This window comes from Actinoplanes sp. NPDC051494 (genome assembly GCF_044454705.1).
Lineage (GTDB): Bacteria > Actinomycetota > Actinomycetes > Mycobacteriales > Micromonosporaceae > Actinoplanes.
Genome location: NZ_JBITDZ010000001.1, coordinates 719,685 through 735,497 on the forward strand (window position 1 = coordinate 719,685; position 15,813 = coordinate 735,497).

General features: G+C 71.1%; 14 protein-coding genes. 1 reads left to right on the top strand and 13 read right to left on the bottom strand.

The genetic code is table 11. The features are described 5' to 3' along the window. Positions 1-788: 788 nt before the first annotated feature. From ACIA6A_RS03285 to ACIA6A_RS03305, 5 genes are all read right to left on the bottom strand, one after another. On the bottom strand, positions 789-1,571 hold the full coding sequence (locus ACIA6A_RS03285; protein ID WP_396095757.1) for a regulatory protein RecX: 783 nt from the start codon (positions 1,569-1,571) through the stop codon (positions 789-791). 214 nt (positions 1,572-1,785) lie between these two features. Beyond that, positions 1,786-2,832, bottom strand: coding sequence for a recombinase RecA (gene recA, locus ACIA6A_RS03290; protein WP_396095758.1), 1,047 nt, complete (start codon positions 2,830-2,832; stop codon positions 1,786-1,788). A gap of 198 nt (positions 2,833-3,030) precedes the next feature. Beyond that, the gene (locus ACIA6A_RS03295; RefSeq protein WP_396095759.1) at positions 3,031-3,231 is read right to left on the bottom strand and encodes a DUF3046 domain-containing protein; all 201 of its coding nucleotides are present in this window, start codon (positions 3,229-3,231) and stop codon (positions 3,031-3,033) included. A gap of 80 nt (positions 3,232-3,311) precedes the next feature. After that, complete coding sequence (locus tag ACIA6A_RS03300) at positions 3,312-3,977, bottom strand: UdgX family uracil-DNA binding protein (RefSeq protein ID WP_396095760.1); 666 nt, start codon at positions 3,975-3,977, stop codon at positions 3,312-3,314. A gap of 57 nt (positions 3,978-4,034) precedes the next feature. After that, on the bottom strand, positions 4,035-5,381 hold the full coding sequence (locus tag ACIA6A_RS03305) for an aminotransferase class I/II-fold pyridoxal phosphate-dependent enzyme (protein ID WP_396095761.1): 1,347 nt from the start codon (positions 5,379-5,381) through the stop codon (positions 4,035-4,037). Positions 5,382-5,428: 47 nt separating this feature from the next. Between ACIA6A_RS03305 and ACIA6A_RS03310 the strand changes: the two genes are divergently transcribed. Then, positions 5,429-6,694: a bifunctional pyridoxamine 5'-phosphate oxidase family protein/GNAT family N-acetyltransferase gene (locus ACIA6A_RS03310; RefSeq protein ID WP_396095762.1), complete on the top strand. Its 1,266-nt coding sequence runs from the start codon at positions 5,429-5,431 to the stop codon at positions 6,692-6,694. A 33-nt stretch (positions 6,695-6,727) separates the two neighbouring features. On the opposite strand, the gene ACIA6A_RS03315 is transcribed toward ACIA6A_RS03310, so the two are convergent. The 8 genes from ACIA6A_RS03315 to ACIA6A_RS03350 form a co-directional block, all read right to left on the bottom strand. Further along, complete coding sequence (locus ACIA6A_RS03315) at positions 6,728-7,189, bottom strand: DoxX family protein (RefSeq protein ID WP_396095763.1); 462 nt, start codon at positions 7,187-7,189, stop codon at positions 6,728-6,730. A gap of 304 nt (positions 7,190-7,493) precedes the next feature. Then, a complete protein-coding gene (locus ACIA6A_RS03320; RefSeq protein ID WP_396095764.1) occupies positions 7,494-8,249 on the bottom strand; it encodes a sporulation protein in 756 nt (251 codons plus the stop codon). Positions 8,250-8,265: 16 nt separating this feature from the next. Next, the gene (locus ACIA6A_RS03325) at positions 8,266-9,333 is read right to left on the bottom strand and encodes a hemolysin family protein (RefSeq protein WP_396095765.1); all 1,068 of its coding nucleotides are present in this window, start codon (positions 9,331-9,333) and stop codon (positions 8,266-8,268) included. Beyond that, complete coding sequence (locus ACIA6A_RS03330; RefSeq protein WP_396095766.1) at positions 9,330-10,652, bottom strand: hemolysin family protein; 1,323 nt, start codon at positions 10,650-10,652, stop codon at positions 9,330-9,332. The genes ACIA6A_RS03325 and ACIA6A_RS03330 overlap by 4 nt, the downstream gene beginning before the upstream one ends. A 150-nt stretch (positions 10,653-10,802) precedes the next feature. Beyond that, positions 10,803-12,317: a M28 family peptidase gene (locus ACIA6A_RS03335; protein WP_396095767.1), complete on the bottom strand. Its 1,515-nt coding sequence runs from the start codon at positions 12,315-12,317 to the stop codon at positions 10,803-10,805. A 45-nt stretch (positions 12,318-12,362) separates the two neighbouring features. Continuing rightward, positions 12,363-14,201, bottom strand: coding sequence for a serine/threonine-protein kinase (locus ACIA6A_RS03340; RefSeq protein WP_396095768.1), 1,839 nt, complete (start codon positions 14,199-14,201; stop codon positions 12,363-12,365). A 25-nt stretch (positions 14,202-14,226) separates the two neighbouring features. After that, positions 14,227-14,700 (bottom strand): class F sortase, encoded by a 474-nt coding sequence (locus tag ACIA6A_RS03345; RefSeq protein ID WP_396095769.1) that lies wholly within the window; start codon positions 14,698-14,700, stop codon positions 14,227-14,229. A 161-nt stretch (positions 14,701-14,861) separates the two neighbouring features. After that, positions 14,862-15,695 carry a DUF4397 domain-containing protein gene (locus ACIA6A_RS03350; RefSeq protein WP_396095770.1) on the bottom strand — a complete coding sequence of 278 codons (834 nt, stop codon included), beginning with the start codon at positions 15,693-15,695 and terminating at the stop codon, positions 14,862-14,864. Positions 15,696-15,813: the final 118 nt, after the last annotated feature.

Genomic DNA, 15,813 nt, shown 5'->3' on the forward strand with positions numbered 1-15,813 from the left:
CCGCCACACACAGGTCACCCCAGCGGGGGCGACGGACCGGCCCCGGAATCCACTTGACGGCTGTATGAGCCCGCTATCAAAGCGTCGGCCGACACATAATCCCGAACGAGCACCCCATCCGCGGGCAAACAATTAGGGCATGATCGGGCACAGCAGGAAACGACGTCGCCACCGAAACCCACAATGGACCGTCCCAAATCCCCGACCGGCCCCCGTAACGACGGCCGAGAACCGCCAACCTGAGCGGGAACACCGACCCGGCACGAACCGCCGACCTCGGCCGTCCTACGTCGCGAACACGATCCGCTCCAACGCGAGCGCCGAACCAGCCAACCAGTCGGACAGCCCCGGACCAGACGGCGTCAGGCCGGGCGGCGTCAGGCTGGGCGAGCTGGGCGAGCTGGGCGAGCTGGGCGAGCTGGGCGAGCTGGGCGAGCTGGGCGAGCTGGGCACGGTCGCCGAGCGGTGGCGGGCAGAACGGTGACCGGACCCGGCCGACGACATCGGGTCAAGCACGTTGACCAGGCCGCGCCGCGCAAACGGCGACCGGACCAGGCGGGTAACGCCGGGGTCGAGCACGGGCCGGGCTGAGCAACGGCCGCGCCGAACGGGCCGAACGGGCCGCGATGGATGGGGGCCGGACGGGCGGGGGCCGGACGGGCGGGGGCCGGACGGGCGGGGGCCGGACGGGCGGGGGCCGGACGGGCGGGGGCCGGACGGGCGGGGGCCGGACGGGCGGGGTTAGGGCGGCCGGGCAGTGGGCGGCAGATGGACGGGGAAGCCGGAGGTCAGCTGAGGGCGCCGTCTTCCAGATCGTCGAGGGCGTCGGGGTCGAGCTGGTCGGCGAATTCGGCTGCTTCCTCGTCGCGGGCGGCCAGGGCGTCCTTGACTGCTCGGATGGCGATGCCTGCCGGGTAGCCCTTGCGGGCGAGCATGCCGACCAGGCGCCGGAAGATCTGGTCGGGGGTGCCTCGGGCGGTGCGCAGCTTGCGGTCGACGAGGGCTCGGGCCGTGGTTGCCTCGGCGTCTTCGTCGACGCTTTCGAGGGCTTCGGTGGCCACTTCGGCGTCCACTCCGCGTTGCCGCAACTCGTTGGCGAGTGCTCGCCGGGCGAGGCCTCGGCCGTGGTGGCGGGTGGACACCCAGGCTCGGGCGAATGCCGCGTCGTCGATGATGCCGACCTCGTCGTACCGGTCGAGAACCTCGGCGATCACCTCTTCGGAGATCTCCTTGCGGGCCAGTACTTTGGCCAGCTCCAGCCGGGTGCGGGGGCGAACGGCGAGCTGGCGCAGGCAGATCTCGCGGGCCACCTCCGACTCGGGCCGGGGCGGCTCGTTACCGGCGGACCGGCCGCCGCCCGCCGCAGGGCCACCCACCGCAGAGCCACCCGCCGCTGGGCCACCCGCCGCAGGGCTGCCGTCAGGCCCGGAACCTGTGCCCCAGGATCCGCGGCCGCTGTTGCGCCGTCCGCTTCCTCGCCGGGATTCGTCGCCGGGCGAGTTCTCATCGGTGGCACGGGGCGGGATCGCATCCCAGCCTCGGCCCGATCGGGCACCACGTCTTCCCGCCACCGCCGAAGCGCCTTCCTGTCAGGCAGTTCCGTCATGCAGGTCTGTCATGCAGTTCCGTCATCGCGGCGCGGGTCAGCCTCAGGCCGGGAAGGAAAGGGCTGCCGTGGCCCGCCCGGCCCCGCCGTCGTGGAGGACGGCGGAGCGGGCGTGGTGGGCGGCTGACGGTTGGTGGCCCGGGTAGGAACGGGGCCGGTCACTCGGGGGTGAGCGACGGTCAGAAGTCGACCGGGGGGAGCTCCGGGCCGCCGGCGGCGTCGCCGGTGGTCTGGCCCACGCCGAGCTTCTCCAGGATCTTCTTCTCGATCTCGGCCGCGACGTCCGGGTTCTCCTTGAGGAACTCGCGGGCCTTCTCCTTGCCCTGGCCCAGCTGGTCACCGTCGTAGGTGTACCAGGCGCCGGACTTGCGGATGATGTTCTGCTCGACGCCGACATCGATGAGCGAGCCCTCGCGGGAGATGCCCTTGCCATACATGATGTCGAACTCGGCCTGCTTGAACGGGGCCGCGACCTTGTTCTTCACGACCTTGACACGGGTGCGGTTACCGACCACGTCGGTGCCGTCCTTGAGGCTCTCGATGCGGCGCACGTCGAGCCGGACCGAGGAGTAGAACTTCAGCGCGCGGCCACCGGTCGTGGTCTCGGGCGAGCCGAACATGACGCCGATCTTCTCGCGGAGCTGGTTGATGAAGATCGCGGTCGTGCCGGAGTTGCTGAGAATACCGGTGATCTTCCGCAGGGCCTGGCTCATGAGGCGGGCCTGGAGACCGACGTGGCTGTCGCCCATCTCGCCCTCGATCTCGGCGCGCGGCACGAGGGCGGCGACCGAGTCGATGACGATGATGTCGAGGGCGCCGGAGCGGATCAGCATGTCCGCGATCTCGAGGGCCTGCTCACCGGTGTCGGGCTGCGACACCAGCAGGGCGTCGGTGTCGACGCCGAGGTTGCGTGCGTATTCGGGGTCGAGCGCGTGCTCCGCGTCGATGAAGGCGGCGATACCGCCGTTGCGCTGGGCGTTGGCCACGGCGTGCAGGGCGACCGTCGTCTTACCGCTCGACTCGGGACCGAAGACCTCGATGACACGGCCACGAGGCAGGCCGCCGACACCGAGAGCCACGTCCAGGGCGATGGAACCGGTCGGGATGACGGCGGTCTGCACGACCGGCCGCTCGCCGAGCCGCATCACTGAGCCCTTGCCGAACTGCTTGTCGATCTGGGCAAGCGCTAGATCGAGCGCCTTGTCCCTGTCAGGTCCTGCCACCATGTCCGCCACCCCTGTATTCGACTTCCCAGGCGTTTTCGCCGCTGAGCTTCTGTTCACCACGCGGGTCACGCTAGACGGTGGGTCTGACATAAATCAGCCGCCCGGTCGTGAGCTGTGGATGACCACGCCGCTGAGGACAATAGCCGAACACTTGTACGAGGACGAGCGACACGCCAGAACAGGCGTACGAATCAGCAGTCAGCGCAGCCTGGCGGGCACTCGATCGGGGTAGGCGGCCACGACTGTGCGCCATACAGTAGCCACGTCAGCACCCTGAGCGAACGATTCCTCGATGGTCCGTCCGCCAAGGTCCGAAAAGGCATGATCCGCGGCGAAGCTATGCGCATACGCCGAGCCGAATGCCTGCTCGAGGCGCTGCCAGAAATCCGTCAACCGCACACGGCGAGCCTACCCGCGACGGGGATGCGACCGATTCGCGCGGGCACCCACCCCACTATTCCCTGAGACATACATCACCATCATCGGGACAGCGCCTCCGCGGCGACTTTGAGGTCGTCGACCAATCCTTTGTACGCGGCGTCCCGGTCATCGGCACGCAGCACCGCCGACGGATGGATGGTGGCAAGCGCCTGGACGTCCGCCGCCGGGAAGTCCCCCGGGTGCTGGGCCGACGCGGGCCACGGCATGAGCTGCCCCCGGGACCGGGTGACCCGGAACGCGGGACCGAGCAGCGATTTCGCCGCCGTCGCCCCCAGCACGATGACCATCTCGGGCTTGAGCAGGGCGAATTCGGCTACGAGCCACGGCCGGCAGGCCGCGATGTGGGCCGGGCCGGGGCTCTGGTGGATGCGACGGCTGCCCCGCAGCTCGAACCGGAAGTGCTTGACCGCGTTCGTGATGTACACATTCGACGCGTCGATCCCGGCGGCGTCGACCGCCTCGCGCAGCAGCCGGCCGGCCGGCCCCACGAACGGCAGGCCCTTCTGGTCCTCGATGTCGCCCGGCTGCTCACCCACGAAGACCACCCGGGCGGAGGCCGCACCACGACCGAAGACCGTCTGGGTCGCGTTCTCGTGCAGCTCGCAGCCTTCGCAACCGGCGGCGGCCGCCTTCAGCTCGTCGAGCTCACGAGTGCCTTCGGGGACGAACTTCTGTGCGCCGATGGGCGCTTCCGTGCTCGGCATGGCACCGTTCTACCCGCTTCGGGATGACTCACGCGCGGCGGCATCACCCGTACGGGGTCATCGGCTGTGCGCCCCCAGCCCGGCCGGCTGGACGGCGGCGGCCATGGCGTCGGCGAACGGTTCCACGCCGTCGTCGTCGAGCGGGCTGATGGTCACGCGCACACCGGGTGGGGACACGAGGCGGAACATGGAGCCGGGGGCCACCGCCCATCCGGCGTCACGCATCGCGGTCACGGCGCTGGTCTCGTCGGGAACGCGTACCCACAGGTTGATGCCCGTGGCACCGTGGACCTCGAGCCCCCGATCGGACAATGCCCGCGACAGAGCGAGGCGGCGGCGGTCGTAGCTCCCGCCGGCGGCGGCGATCTGTTCCGTCACGTCCTGGACCTGCCAGAGTCTCAACATCAGCCGCTGCATCACCGTGGACACCCACCCGGTGCCGATGCGCAGGCGACCGAGCACCCGGCCCATCGTCGCCTCGTCGCCGGCCATGACCGCTATGCGCAGGTCGGGCCCGAACGGTTTGGACGCCGAGCGGATGAACGCCCACGAGGTGGTGACGCCGCCGAGGCAGTGCAGCGGCTCGCTCGACAGCTCCGCCGCGTGATCGTCCTCGATGAGCAGCACCTCGGGATGCCGGGCGAGCACCGCACGCAGAGCGACCGCACGCTGCTCACTGATCGCGGCTCCGGTCGGGTTCTGCGCACGGGCGGTGATGACGACGGCATGGGCGCCGGCGGCGATCGCCTCGGCCAGGCTGCCGGGAAGCGGACCCTCGTCGTCCACGGCGATCGACACCGGGGACAGACCCAGGGCAGCTGTCAGGTCGAGCAGGTTGGCCCAGCCCGGATCCTCGACCCCGATCCGGTCACCGGGCCGCAGGTGCGTCACCAGCAGGCGCTCCATGGCGTCGAGGGTGCCGTTGGTCACCGCGATGACCGCGTCGTCGACCGGCACCCCGTCGGCTCCGAGCCGAGCGCGTGCCTCTTCCGCCAACTCGGGCATCGCGCCGGCCGCCGCATACCCCCAAGGGGGGCCGACCTCCTCGGACACCGCACGCAGGTGCGGGCCCAGAGCGGGCAGAAGCCTGAGGTCGGGGTCTCCGAGGGAGAGATCCGTCGCGCCCGGCGGGGCGGGCCGGCGCAGAGCTGAGCGCGGGCCCGTGACGGCGGGCCGGGCCCGCACCCGGGTGCCGCGCCGGCCGTCGGTCTCGACGACACCGCGGTGCCGCAGGTCCTGGTAGGCCTTCGCGATCGTGCCCGGGCTGACGTGCAGGACGTCGGCGAGCTTCCGGATCGGCGGAAGGGGGCCGTCGTTGACCCAGTCACCGCGCAGGATCGCGGCCTCGATGCTGGCCACGATCGAGGAGGCGGTGGAGCCGGTCACCTGATATTGTTCTGCCACAACAACCATCTTGTACTAGCACAAAGCTTCTGGCAAGGAGGCTTCCGATGACCGGCCGCTACGAACCCACCTCCCGCACGACCGCGACCCGCGCCCGGGAGCGCATGTTCTACGAGCGCGAGGCCGCCCACGCCATCCTGGACCAGGCGTATGACTGTTCCGTGGCGTTCGTGGTCGACGGTGAGCCGCGCGTGCTGCCCACGCTGCATGTCCGCGTCGCCGACACGATCTACCTCCACGCGTCCAGCGGGAGCCGGCTCGGGCTCACCGCCCGCGGCGAGGGGATCCGGGTCGCCGTGTCCGTGACGCTGCTGGACGGCCTCGTCTTCGCCCGGTCGCAGTTCCACCACAGTGCCAACTACCGGTCGCTGGTCGCGCTCGGCGTGGCCCGTCTCGTCACCGACGAGACGGAGAAGAAGACCGCGATGACCGCGCTGGTCGAGCGGACCGCCGCCGGCCGGTCGGCCGAGAGCCGGCCGCCGACACCCCGGGAATTGGCGACGACAGCGGTCCTGGCACTGCCGTTGACCGAGGTTTCGGTACGCGTCAGAGCGGCCGGAGTCGTGGACGACCCGGAAGACGTCCCGTTGCCGCACTGGGCCGGGGTCCTCCCCCTCCGCCGCGTGCTGGGCCCACCGGAACCCGCGGAAGGGGTGAGCGGCCCGCCGCCCGCCTACCTCCCCCAGGCCCCGGCGTCGCCCTGGCTGACCGCCGCCCCGATGCGCGGGCAACACGTCGCGCTGGAGCCGCTCGCGCCGTCCCACGTGGACGGGTTGCTCACGGCACTCGCCGACGACGAGGTCTGGCAGTTCCTGCCGTCGCGCCGCCCCGCGACCCGGGCCCAGATGGCCGAGCACGTGGCGATCGCGGAGCGGCAGCGCTGGGAGGGCTCACGGGTCGCCTGGGCACAGTGCGATCCCGCCACGGGTGAGGTCATCGGCATGACGAGCTATCACGACGTCAACGAGAACGACCGGTCCCTCGGCATCGGGCACACGATGATCGGGCGCCGCTGGTGGCGCAGCGGGGTTAACACCGAGGCCAAGTTCCTGCTGCTGGAGCGCGCCTTCGAGGTACTGGGGGCCGAGCGGGTCTTCTGGTACACCGACATTCGCAACGAGAGGTCCCAGCGAGCGATCGCCCGGCTGGGCGCAAGCCGTGACGGCCTCATCCGGCGGCAGCGGCTACGTCCCGACGGCACCTGGCGGGACACCGTGCTGTTCGCCATGACGGCCGACGAGTGGCCCGCCGCCCGGGACCGCCTGGCGGCCCGGCTCCGGCAGGGATCCGGCGCCCCGGCACCCTCGGCCTGAGCTGGCGGGCCACAGCCGAGGGGCGAGCCGGGGTCAGGCGGTGGCGGGCTCGGCGACCTTCTCGCCGACCTTGGCATCGGTGGTGGCGAGCACTCCCGGACGGCGGCGGATCAGGGCGTCCAGCGACCAGGGGCCGGCACCGAGGACGGCGATCACGAGGAACGTCCAGGCGTAGAGCGCGGGGGCCACACCACCGTTCTGGATGGGCATCAGGGCGTCCGGCTGATGCACCACGAAGTAGGCGTACGCCATCGAGCCGGAGGCCAGCACCGCCGCCGGCCGGGTGAAGAGCCCGATCATCACGAGGAGGCCGCAGGTGATCTGGATGAGACCCGCGTACCAGTTGGGCCAGAGGCCGACCTCGACCGCCTTGCCGGAGCCCTGGGCGCCGCCGAAGAGACCGAACACCGTCGCGGCGCCGTGCAGGCTGAACAAGAGGCCGATCACGATCCGGAAGACGGACCAGACCGGTGCGGCGAACCTGTGGGTGTCCATGCGTCACTCCTTGCGAGGGGGGGAAGAAAACGTCGACACCCTGCTTGGGGACAGCCGCGTCGACCACGCTTGATAGACGGACGCTAATAGATTGAAGGCGCAACCTTCAAGGGTCGGATCACCGTTAATCGGTTTAGATCTGTAACAGGGGCGCGTAAAAGTCATTTCGGTCCGGTTAGAACCGCTGTTCACCAGGCGTGTCGCTGGCGTCACTTTCCGGCTGGACGTTTCCTGAGGATTCCGTCACGCCCGGAACACAGCACGGAACGGCGCGGGTCAGCGCGGGCCGGACGAACAGCGCGGGTCAGACGACCGGGGGAAGAGCTTCGCGCAGGGCCACCATCACGTCGGCCTGGCCGGTCGGTTCGTGGGGCAGGCGAAAGCGGGAGTACGAATCCTGGGCCTTCTTCAGGAGCCCGCCGTGCTTCTCGAACTCGAGGATGACCTCGACGCCGTCGGGGTCGGTGATGAAGGTCAGTTCGAGTTCGTCCATGACGTGCCGCCACGACGGGGGCGGGATGAACTCGATCTCCTGATAGAACGGGAGCTCCTGGCGGACGCCGTAGACGGCTCCCCGTTCCACGTCGGCATGGCGGAAGTGGAAGTTCAGCGCTTCGAGTTCCCGCAGGACCTGGGCCTGGAGCGGGAGAGGGTGGATCTCGATGAGGTCCACGTCGCCGCGGTCCGGGTCGCGTTCCGCGGTCAGTTCGGTGCGCAGGCCCATGCTCATGCCGGCCAGGGGTGCGCCGTGGGTGTGGGTGAGCGGGGTTTCCCAGGGCGGGGTGATCGTGAAGGGGATGTCCTGGTGCTCGGCCGCCGCGAGCGTGAAGCCCGCCGCCACCCAGGCCCGGTGGAATTCGACGAGGGCGTCGCCGTCCTCGGCCTCCACCCGGGTCACCAGGCCCACCGCGATGGTCTCCACCTCGGTGTCGTACTCGCCGCCCTGAAGGCGGACCGCTCCCATCAGCGGGGTCCCCGGGTAGGTGCCGGGGGTGGTCAGGACGGTGGCGACCGCCGGGCCACCGAGGCCGAACGCTCGCCTGACCTTCTCGAAGACCATCCCCCGGCCACCTCTTTCAGCGCATGCGCCGGCCCACCGGGACCGGGTCCGTCTCGTCGTCGAATTCGCCGATGACCTGTTCGAGGAGGTCCTCGAGGGCCACGAAGCCGGCCCGGGAGCCACCCCGGGTGACCATGGCCAGCTGGGCCCGGGCGCCGCGCATGGCGGTCACCGCGTCCGTCACGGTCACGGTGGCTTCCAGCACGAACGGCGGGTCCATGAGGTCCGCGGCGGTGACGTCGCCGCCGGCCGTGGTCGCCCGGACCGCGTCGCGGACGTGCACGACGCCCACCACCGTCCCGGCGGGCGACGCGGACGGCTCGACGACCGCGAGGCGGGAACGCCCGCTGCGCAGTGAGGCCGCCTCGATATCGAGCGCCGAGGACGCCGGCGTGATGGTCACCAGGTGATCATCCGGGATGAGGACGTCCGAGACGGTCGTCTCCTGGAGTTTCAGCATGCTGGTCAGCAATTCGGTCTGTTCCGCGCCGATCAGGCCTTCCGCCCGGGAGCGTTCCAGGAGGATGTGCATCTCCTCCGGGCCGTGGGCCTGGGCGAGCTGGTCCTGGGCGTGCACGCCGAACGGGCGCAGCGCCGCGTTGGCCATCCAGTTCAGCGCGACCAGGGCCGGGTGGACGAGGCGGACGAAGCCGCGGAACGGCAGCGCCAGCAGCGTCGCCGAGCGTTCCGGGTCGGCGATGGCCCACGACTTGGGCATCATCTCGCCGATCACGAGGTGCAGGAACGTCACCAGGATCAGGGCGAACAGGAACGCGATGATCTCGCTCGGGACGTCCGGTAGGCCGATGCCGTGCAGCAGCGGGTGCACGAGGTGCTCGATGGCCGGTTCGGCGAGGGCACCGAGGCCGAGAGCGCACAGCGTGATGCCCAGCTGGGCGCCCGCCAGCATGATGGACAGCTCGCGGCTGCCCTCGAGCGCCGCCTTGGCCGCCCGGCTGCCGTCGGCCGCCGCGTGTTCGAGCCGGTAGCGCTTGCTCGCCACGAGGGCGAATTCGGCCGCCACGAAGAAGGCGTTGCCCGCCAGCAGCAGCAGGGAGCAGATCGCCGCCCAGGTCGTGCTCATGCGGACACCTCCGGCGAGGAGGACGAAGTGACAGATATGCGTACGGACTGGGGCACGTGCCGGGCCACGGACAGCACCGCGAGCGCCGCGCCGGACTCCAGCGACACCGAATCCCCGACCTGCGGGACGCGGCCGAGGTGGGACATCACGAGGCCGGACACCGTGTCGTACTCGTCGGCCTCGGGCAGGGCGAGGCCGGTGGCATCGGTGACCTCGTCGATGCGCCAGCGGGCCGGGACGATCCACGAACCGTCGTCCTGCCGGGTCGGGGAGGGCTCGGGGAGGTCGTCCTCGTCGCGGATGGGGCCGACGAGTTCCTCGGCGATGTCCTCGAGCGTGATGATGCCCGCGAAGCCGCCGTACTCGTCGACGACGCAGGCGAGCTGACGGTGGCCGCCGCGGAGCCGGTCGAGCACGGCCGGCAGGCGCAGCGAGGCCGGGACGAACAGCGCCGGCGCGCACAGGTCGCCGACCAGCACCGTGGCGCGGTCGGCGGGCGGGACGGCGAGGACGTCAGCGATGCCCACGACACCGATGATCTCGTCGACCTCGTTGCCGGACCGGACCGGGAAGCGGGACCGGCCGGTGTCCAGCAGCGCGACGACGCGCGCGGCCGGGTCGGTGGCCCGCAGCGCGTGCACGTCGACCCGCGGGACCATCACCTCGGAGGCGGTCCGGCGGCGGAAGTCGAGGCCGCGGTCGAGCAGGGCCGACAGCTCCACGGTGAGGTGCCCCTCGTTGCGGGACTCGGCGATGATCTGCTCGAGATCCTCCTCGGTCGCGCCCTCGGGGAGCTCCTCGATCGGCTCGATGCCGACGCGCCGCAGCAGCTTGTTCGCAGCAAGGTCGAAGAGCTTGATGATCGGGCCGAAGACGGCGAGGTACATCAGCGTGGACCGGCTGAGCGCCTTGGCCAGCGTCTCGGGGCGGGCGATCGCGAAGTTCTTGGGGGCGAGCTCGCCGAGCACCATCTGGACGACGGTGGCGACGAGCAGGGCCAGGATCACCGAGAGCGCGGTGGTCGCCCCGGTGGGCAGGCCGGTCACGCCCAGCAGCTCGGCGAAGCCCTCACCGAGGAACGGCTCGGCGACGTAACCGACGAGCAGGGCGGTGACGGTGATGCCGAGCTGGGCACCGGACAGGACGAAAGAGAGCCGTTCGGTGACTTTGAGTGCTCGTTCGGCGGCTTTGTCGCCCTGGTCTGCCTGGGTGCGCAGGCGTCCGCGGTCGACCGCTACGTATCCGAATTCCTGAGCCACGAAATAGCCGGTCACGGCCGTGACAACACTGACGAGGAGGAAGCCGACCAGGATCAACATGGAAGGCCCGGCGAACAGGGAAACACTGGATACACGAAAAGCCGGGCCAAGCCCGGCTGTCTACTGCCGATCATCGGCAAACGGTACCAGCGTCCGCTGAACACGGGCTGTGAGATTCCCGGACGGGCAGGCCGCCCGGGAACCCCCGGATCAGCTGATGACGACGTTGTCGACGGCGGCCTCGATCAGGCTCGCGGTGCCGGTGTCGGCCGCCTCGATCTGCAGGCGCACGCTCTGCCCGGCGTACGCGGACAGGTTCACCGACGCGGTCTGCCACGCCGCCGCCCGGTCACTGGCGGCCGCGGCCTGGGAGAAGACCGTGGTCGCCGTGGTGCCCGAGACGACCTGGACGCGGAAGTAGTCGGCACTCGTCGCGTTGCTGAGGTGGGCGAGGTACCAGGAGAACGACAGGGTCCGGGTGCCGGTGGGCAGGGTGATCGCCGGGGAGCGGACTGTCGTCGTACCCCCGTCGACGTCGTTGGCCCCCGCGCTCGCGCCGGCGGCAGCGCCCGTGACCAGCGCGTACGTTCCGCTCGGGGTGGTGCCGAGCTGGGTCGCGACGCCGGAGCTGGTGGCCGCCGGGTCACCGCGCTCGAAACGACCGGACGTGGCGGTGTCGGTCCCGGCCGCGTTCACGGTCCAGCCGGTCGCGGTCTCGAAGGTGTCCGAGTACACACCGGTGGGCGGCGGGGTGGTCGTCCCGGCGGCGAGGGTCCACACCGCGTTCGCGATCGCGTCGGAGTTGCGGTTCAGCGCCGTGTCGTTGATGTTCGTGACCGTGTCGCAGGCCGCGTGGTAGCAGGGGTCGAACGCGGTAGCCGTACCACCCCAGAGGGTGACCTGGGCCGCGGTCTTGCGGCCCTCCGCGCCGGTGAAGATCCCACCCGCGGGGATGCCGGCGGCGATGAACGGACCGTAATCACTACGGCCGTCGAAGTCCGTGCCGCGGGTGGCGACGCCGATCGACGTGAAGTACGCCTCCAGCACGTCCTCGATCTCGGCCGAGCCGGACGGGCCGGGGCCGGAACCGGTGCCATCGGAGTTGTCGCCGTCGTAGAGGAAGTAGCCCGGGTTCGGCGAGCCGACCATGTCGAAGTTCAGGTAGCCACCGATGGCCGCCTTCTGCGCGGTGGTCAGGGAGTTCACGTACGCGGTGGAGCCGCGCAGCCCGAGCTCCTCGGCGCCCCACCAGCCGAAACGCAGGTGCCTGGCCGGCTGGAAGCCGGTGCGGGCGACGGCGAGCGCGACCTCGAGGTTGGCCGCGGAGCCGGAACCGTTGTCGTTGATGCCGGGACCGGCCGTGACGCTGTCGAGGTGGGCGCCGACCACGAGGGTGTCGCCGGTGTCGCCCCCGGGCCAGTCGGCGATCAGGTTGTACCCGGTCGCACCGTTGTAGGTGAAGGACTGCTGCTGGGTCTGGAAACCGGCGGCGTCCAGCAGGCCTTTCACGTACGTGACCGAGGCCAGGTACCCGGGCCGGCCGTGGGCCCGGTTGCCACCGTTGGCGGTGGCGATCGACTGCAACTGCGTCAGGTGACCCTTGACGCTGGTGACGGAGATGTCGGGGGCGGCGAGGACGGCCGCCTGCGCGGGCGCGGCGGCGACGGTGGTGACCAGGAGGGCGGTGGCGCCCAGCAGGGAAAATATTCTCACTCGACCGAGCATCGCAGAGACAATGATCGATATGTCATCCCGCTTGAGCCATATTTTCTAGGGTTCGGTGCCGAACGTGCTGACGATCAGGCCCCACAGCGCGAACGTGGCCGGCCAGTCCAGGTCGCGGGCCATCAGTCCGTACGCGTAGCCCTTGCCGTCGGACGCGACCCAGCGGGTGATCGCATGACGGCGGGTGCCGGTGTCGGACCAGGCGTACTCCCAGTCGGCGGCCCTGGTCAGCGACGTGACCCGGTGCAGGCCGTACTCCCGGTAGCCAGGCAGGGCGAGGCGGTCGACCTCGGCCCGGCACGCGGTGACCGGGTCACCCTTGGGGTTGCGCGCCGGATCCACGCTGAGCACCCGCGGGGTGTCCGGGTCACGGAAGCAGAGCGTCGTGCCGACCTGCTCGTACGTCCAGCCGTCGGGAACCGCGATCCGGAACCCGTCCCGCGTGAAATAGGACCATCCGTCATAGAGCGCCCAGCCGTCGCGGAGCCGTTCAGCGTTGCGCTGCGGGGTGCGCGGCAGGTCGGCGCCGGGTTCGTCCTGGCAGGCGACCGGACTGAAACCGCCGGCACTGCCGCCCGTGCCCGACGACGGCGCCATCGATGACGGCCCGGCGGAGATCGGCCCGACCGATGACGGCCCGGCCGATGACAGCCCGGCCGATGACGGCTCGGCGGATGAGCGCTGGTCGCCGGTGCGCGTCCACAACAGCCCTCCCCCGACCGCGAGCAGGACGAGGGAAACGGCCCCGGCCAGCAAGACCCGCGACCGCGGGTTGGACGGGGCCGAGGACGCGGGCGCAGGCGGGGAAGCAGGCACGGCAGAAGGCGCAGGCGCGGAAGGCCGCGGGGGCCCGGAGGAAGGCGCAGGCTCAGCGGAAAGCACAGGCTCGCGCGAAGAAGGCGCAGGCCCGGAGGAAGGCGCAGGCCCGGAGGGAGGCGCGGGTGCGGAGGAAGGCGCGGGTGCGGAGGGCAGCGGGACCAGGGGCGACACCGGCTTTCGTGGGGCCGGCACGGTGGCGCGGCCACGCGGGGGGAGCACCGCCAGGTCCGCGAGCCGCGACTCCACCTCGGCGGCGGAGAGGCGTTCCAGGGGCTCGCGGCGCAGCAGGCCGAGCAGCACCGGGGTCAGCGGCCCGGCCCGTACCGGCGCGTCCGGCTCCTCGGTCGCCAGTGCCGTCAGCGTGGCCATGGCGTTCTCCCGGGCGAACGGGGACCGGCCCTCCACCGCCGCGAACAGTGTCGCGCCGAACGACCACAGGTCGGACTCCACGGTGGAAGCGCCGTCGCGGGCGCGTTCCGGCGAGACGTACTGCGGGGAGCCGACCACCAGGCCGGGGCCGGTGACCGAGCCGTCGTCGACGAACGTGGCCAGGCCGAAGTCGGTGAGCACCACCCGGCCGTCGTGGCCGATGAGCACGTTGTGCGGTTTGACGTCGCGGTGCAGCACCCCGGCCCGGTGCGCCGCGGTGATCGCGGCCAGCACGTCCAGGCCGATCCGGGCGGCGTCGTGCGGGTCGTAGGGGCCGTCCTCGCCGATCACCTGGTGCATCGAGCGGGACGGGACGTATTCCATGACGATCCACGGACGGCCGCCGGAGTGCACGACGTCGTAGATCCGGACCACGTGCGGATGGTTGAGCCGGGCCGCGCTGCGGGCCTCGCGCAGGGTGCGGTCGCGGAGCCGGGCCTTCTCGGCGTCGGTCATCCACTGCGGCGGGACGAACTCCTTGACCGCGACATCACGGTCGAGCATCTCGTCACGCGCCAGCCACACCCGGCCCATACCGCCGCTGCCGACCGGCTCGTGGAGCCGATACCGATCGGCGACGAGCATCCCCCTGACCACCATCAGCCCCCACCCGTCGTCGTCCACCAGGATAGTCACCGGACGGTCACCGCGGGTACCACGATCACCCGGCCACCGCGTAGACCACGAGGTTGTCGCGATAGGACCGCAGGCTCCGGTCGAACACCCCGCCGCAGGTGATCAACCTTAGTTGGCGGTCGGGCGTGGGCCCGTACACCCGATCGGCGGGGAAGTTGTCCTTCGGGTACCAAGCTGTCGTGGTCACCGTGAACATGAGCGGTCGTCCGCCCCGGACCACCTCGATCCGGTCGCCGGCCACGAGCTCGCGCAGCCGGAAGAAGACCGCCGGGCCGCTGCGGGAGTCGACGTGCCCGGCGAGCACGGCCGGACCCCGATCGCCGGGCGCGGCACCCTCGGCATACCAGCCGGCGGTCCGGTCGCCGCGGGGCGGCACGAGCTCACCGTCGGCGCCGAGATGCAATTCCTCCAGCGCGGTGTCGATGCCGGCGGCCGCGACCCGCAACCGCGTGGGTGGCCCGCTGGGCGCGGCCGTCGCGGTCCGGAACGGATCAGGCAACCCCCCAGGACCAGGCAACCCCGCAGGATCCGACGGTACGCTCAGAGCTCGCGTCCCGTCCCGTGCGTCGGCAGGCTCCCGTGTCCACAGGTGCCCCACGCCCGCCACGAGCGCCGCGACCAGCACGATCCCGGCCGGGACGAGCGCTTTTGTGCGTACCGTCAAGAGATCGTCCGGAATCGCCGGAGCGCGAGCACCAGTCCGGTCGCGAGCACCGCGGCCAGGCCGGTGAGCAGCATCGCGGCGAGCCGGTCGTCGTGCGGTGCGGTGCCGCCGAGGCCGGTCGCGACGCCGCCCCGGGGCACCTCGCCGGTGCCGGCCGCGTCGATGTGCAGCTCGGGCTTGAGACCGCCGCTCTTGTCGTCGAGCACCAGCAGGGAGTACACGTTGCCGGCGCCGAGCGTGCAGGGCAGATCGCTGGTCGTGCCACCGCCGCTGGGCCGCACCCGGACCGTCCACTTGCCCGGGTCGACCTGCCGGTAGTCCGTGGTGGTGGCGAACGCGACCCCGTCGGCGATGGGGCGGCCGTTGGCTCCGGCGACATCGAGCACGGGTGCCCGTACCGAGGCCTGAATGATCCTGATCTTGGAAGTGTCGCCGCCCGGCGGCTTCAGGTCGTCGCGCAGCACCCGCAGCCCGAGGTCGGCGTAACGACCCACCCCGGCGACCGTGTACGCGCCCTCCGCCGCGACCGTGACCTGGGTGGTGAGCACCGGCGGGCTGGTGTCGGGAGCACCCGACTTCCGCATGGCGACCGAATACGTGCCGACCGGCAGCCGCAGGTAATCGGACATGGCGCCATAGGCGACGCCGTTGAACCGTTGCTCCTTCGCCGTGCCGGAGTCGGCCTTGAGGTAGACGTCGACGGCGGGCGTGTCCGGCGACAAGTGGGCGAGCCGCACGTAGCCGGCGGCGTCCGCGGCCCGGGCCGGGGACGCGTGGAGCGCGACCACCGTCAGGGTCGCGAGCGCGGCGCCGATGGTTCTGCGGAACATGGTGCCTCCTGGTCGATGCGCTCGATGGCACCCATCAATGTGTCTCAGGTCACCGGCCGGGCGCCATGGCCCGTCCGGACGGCTCGATCTCCGTTTTTTGTCAGACCCCCGGGGCACC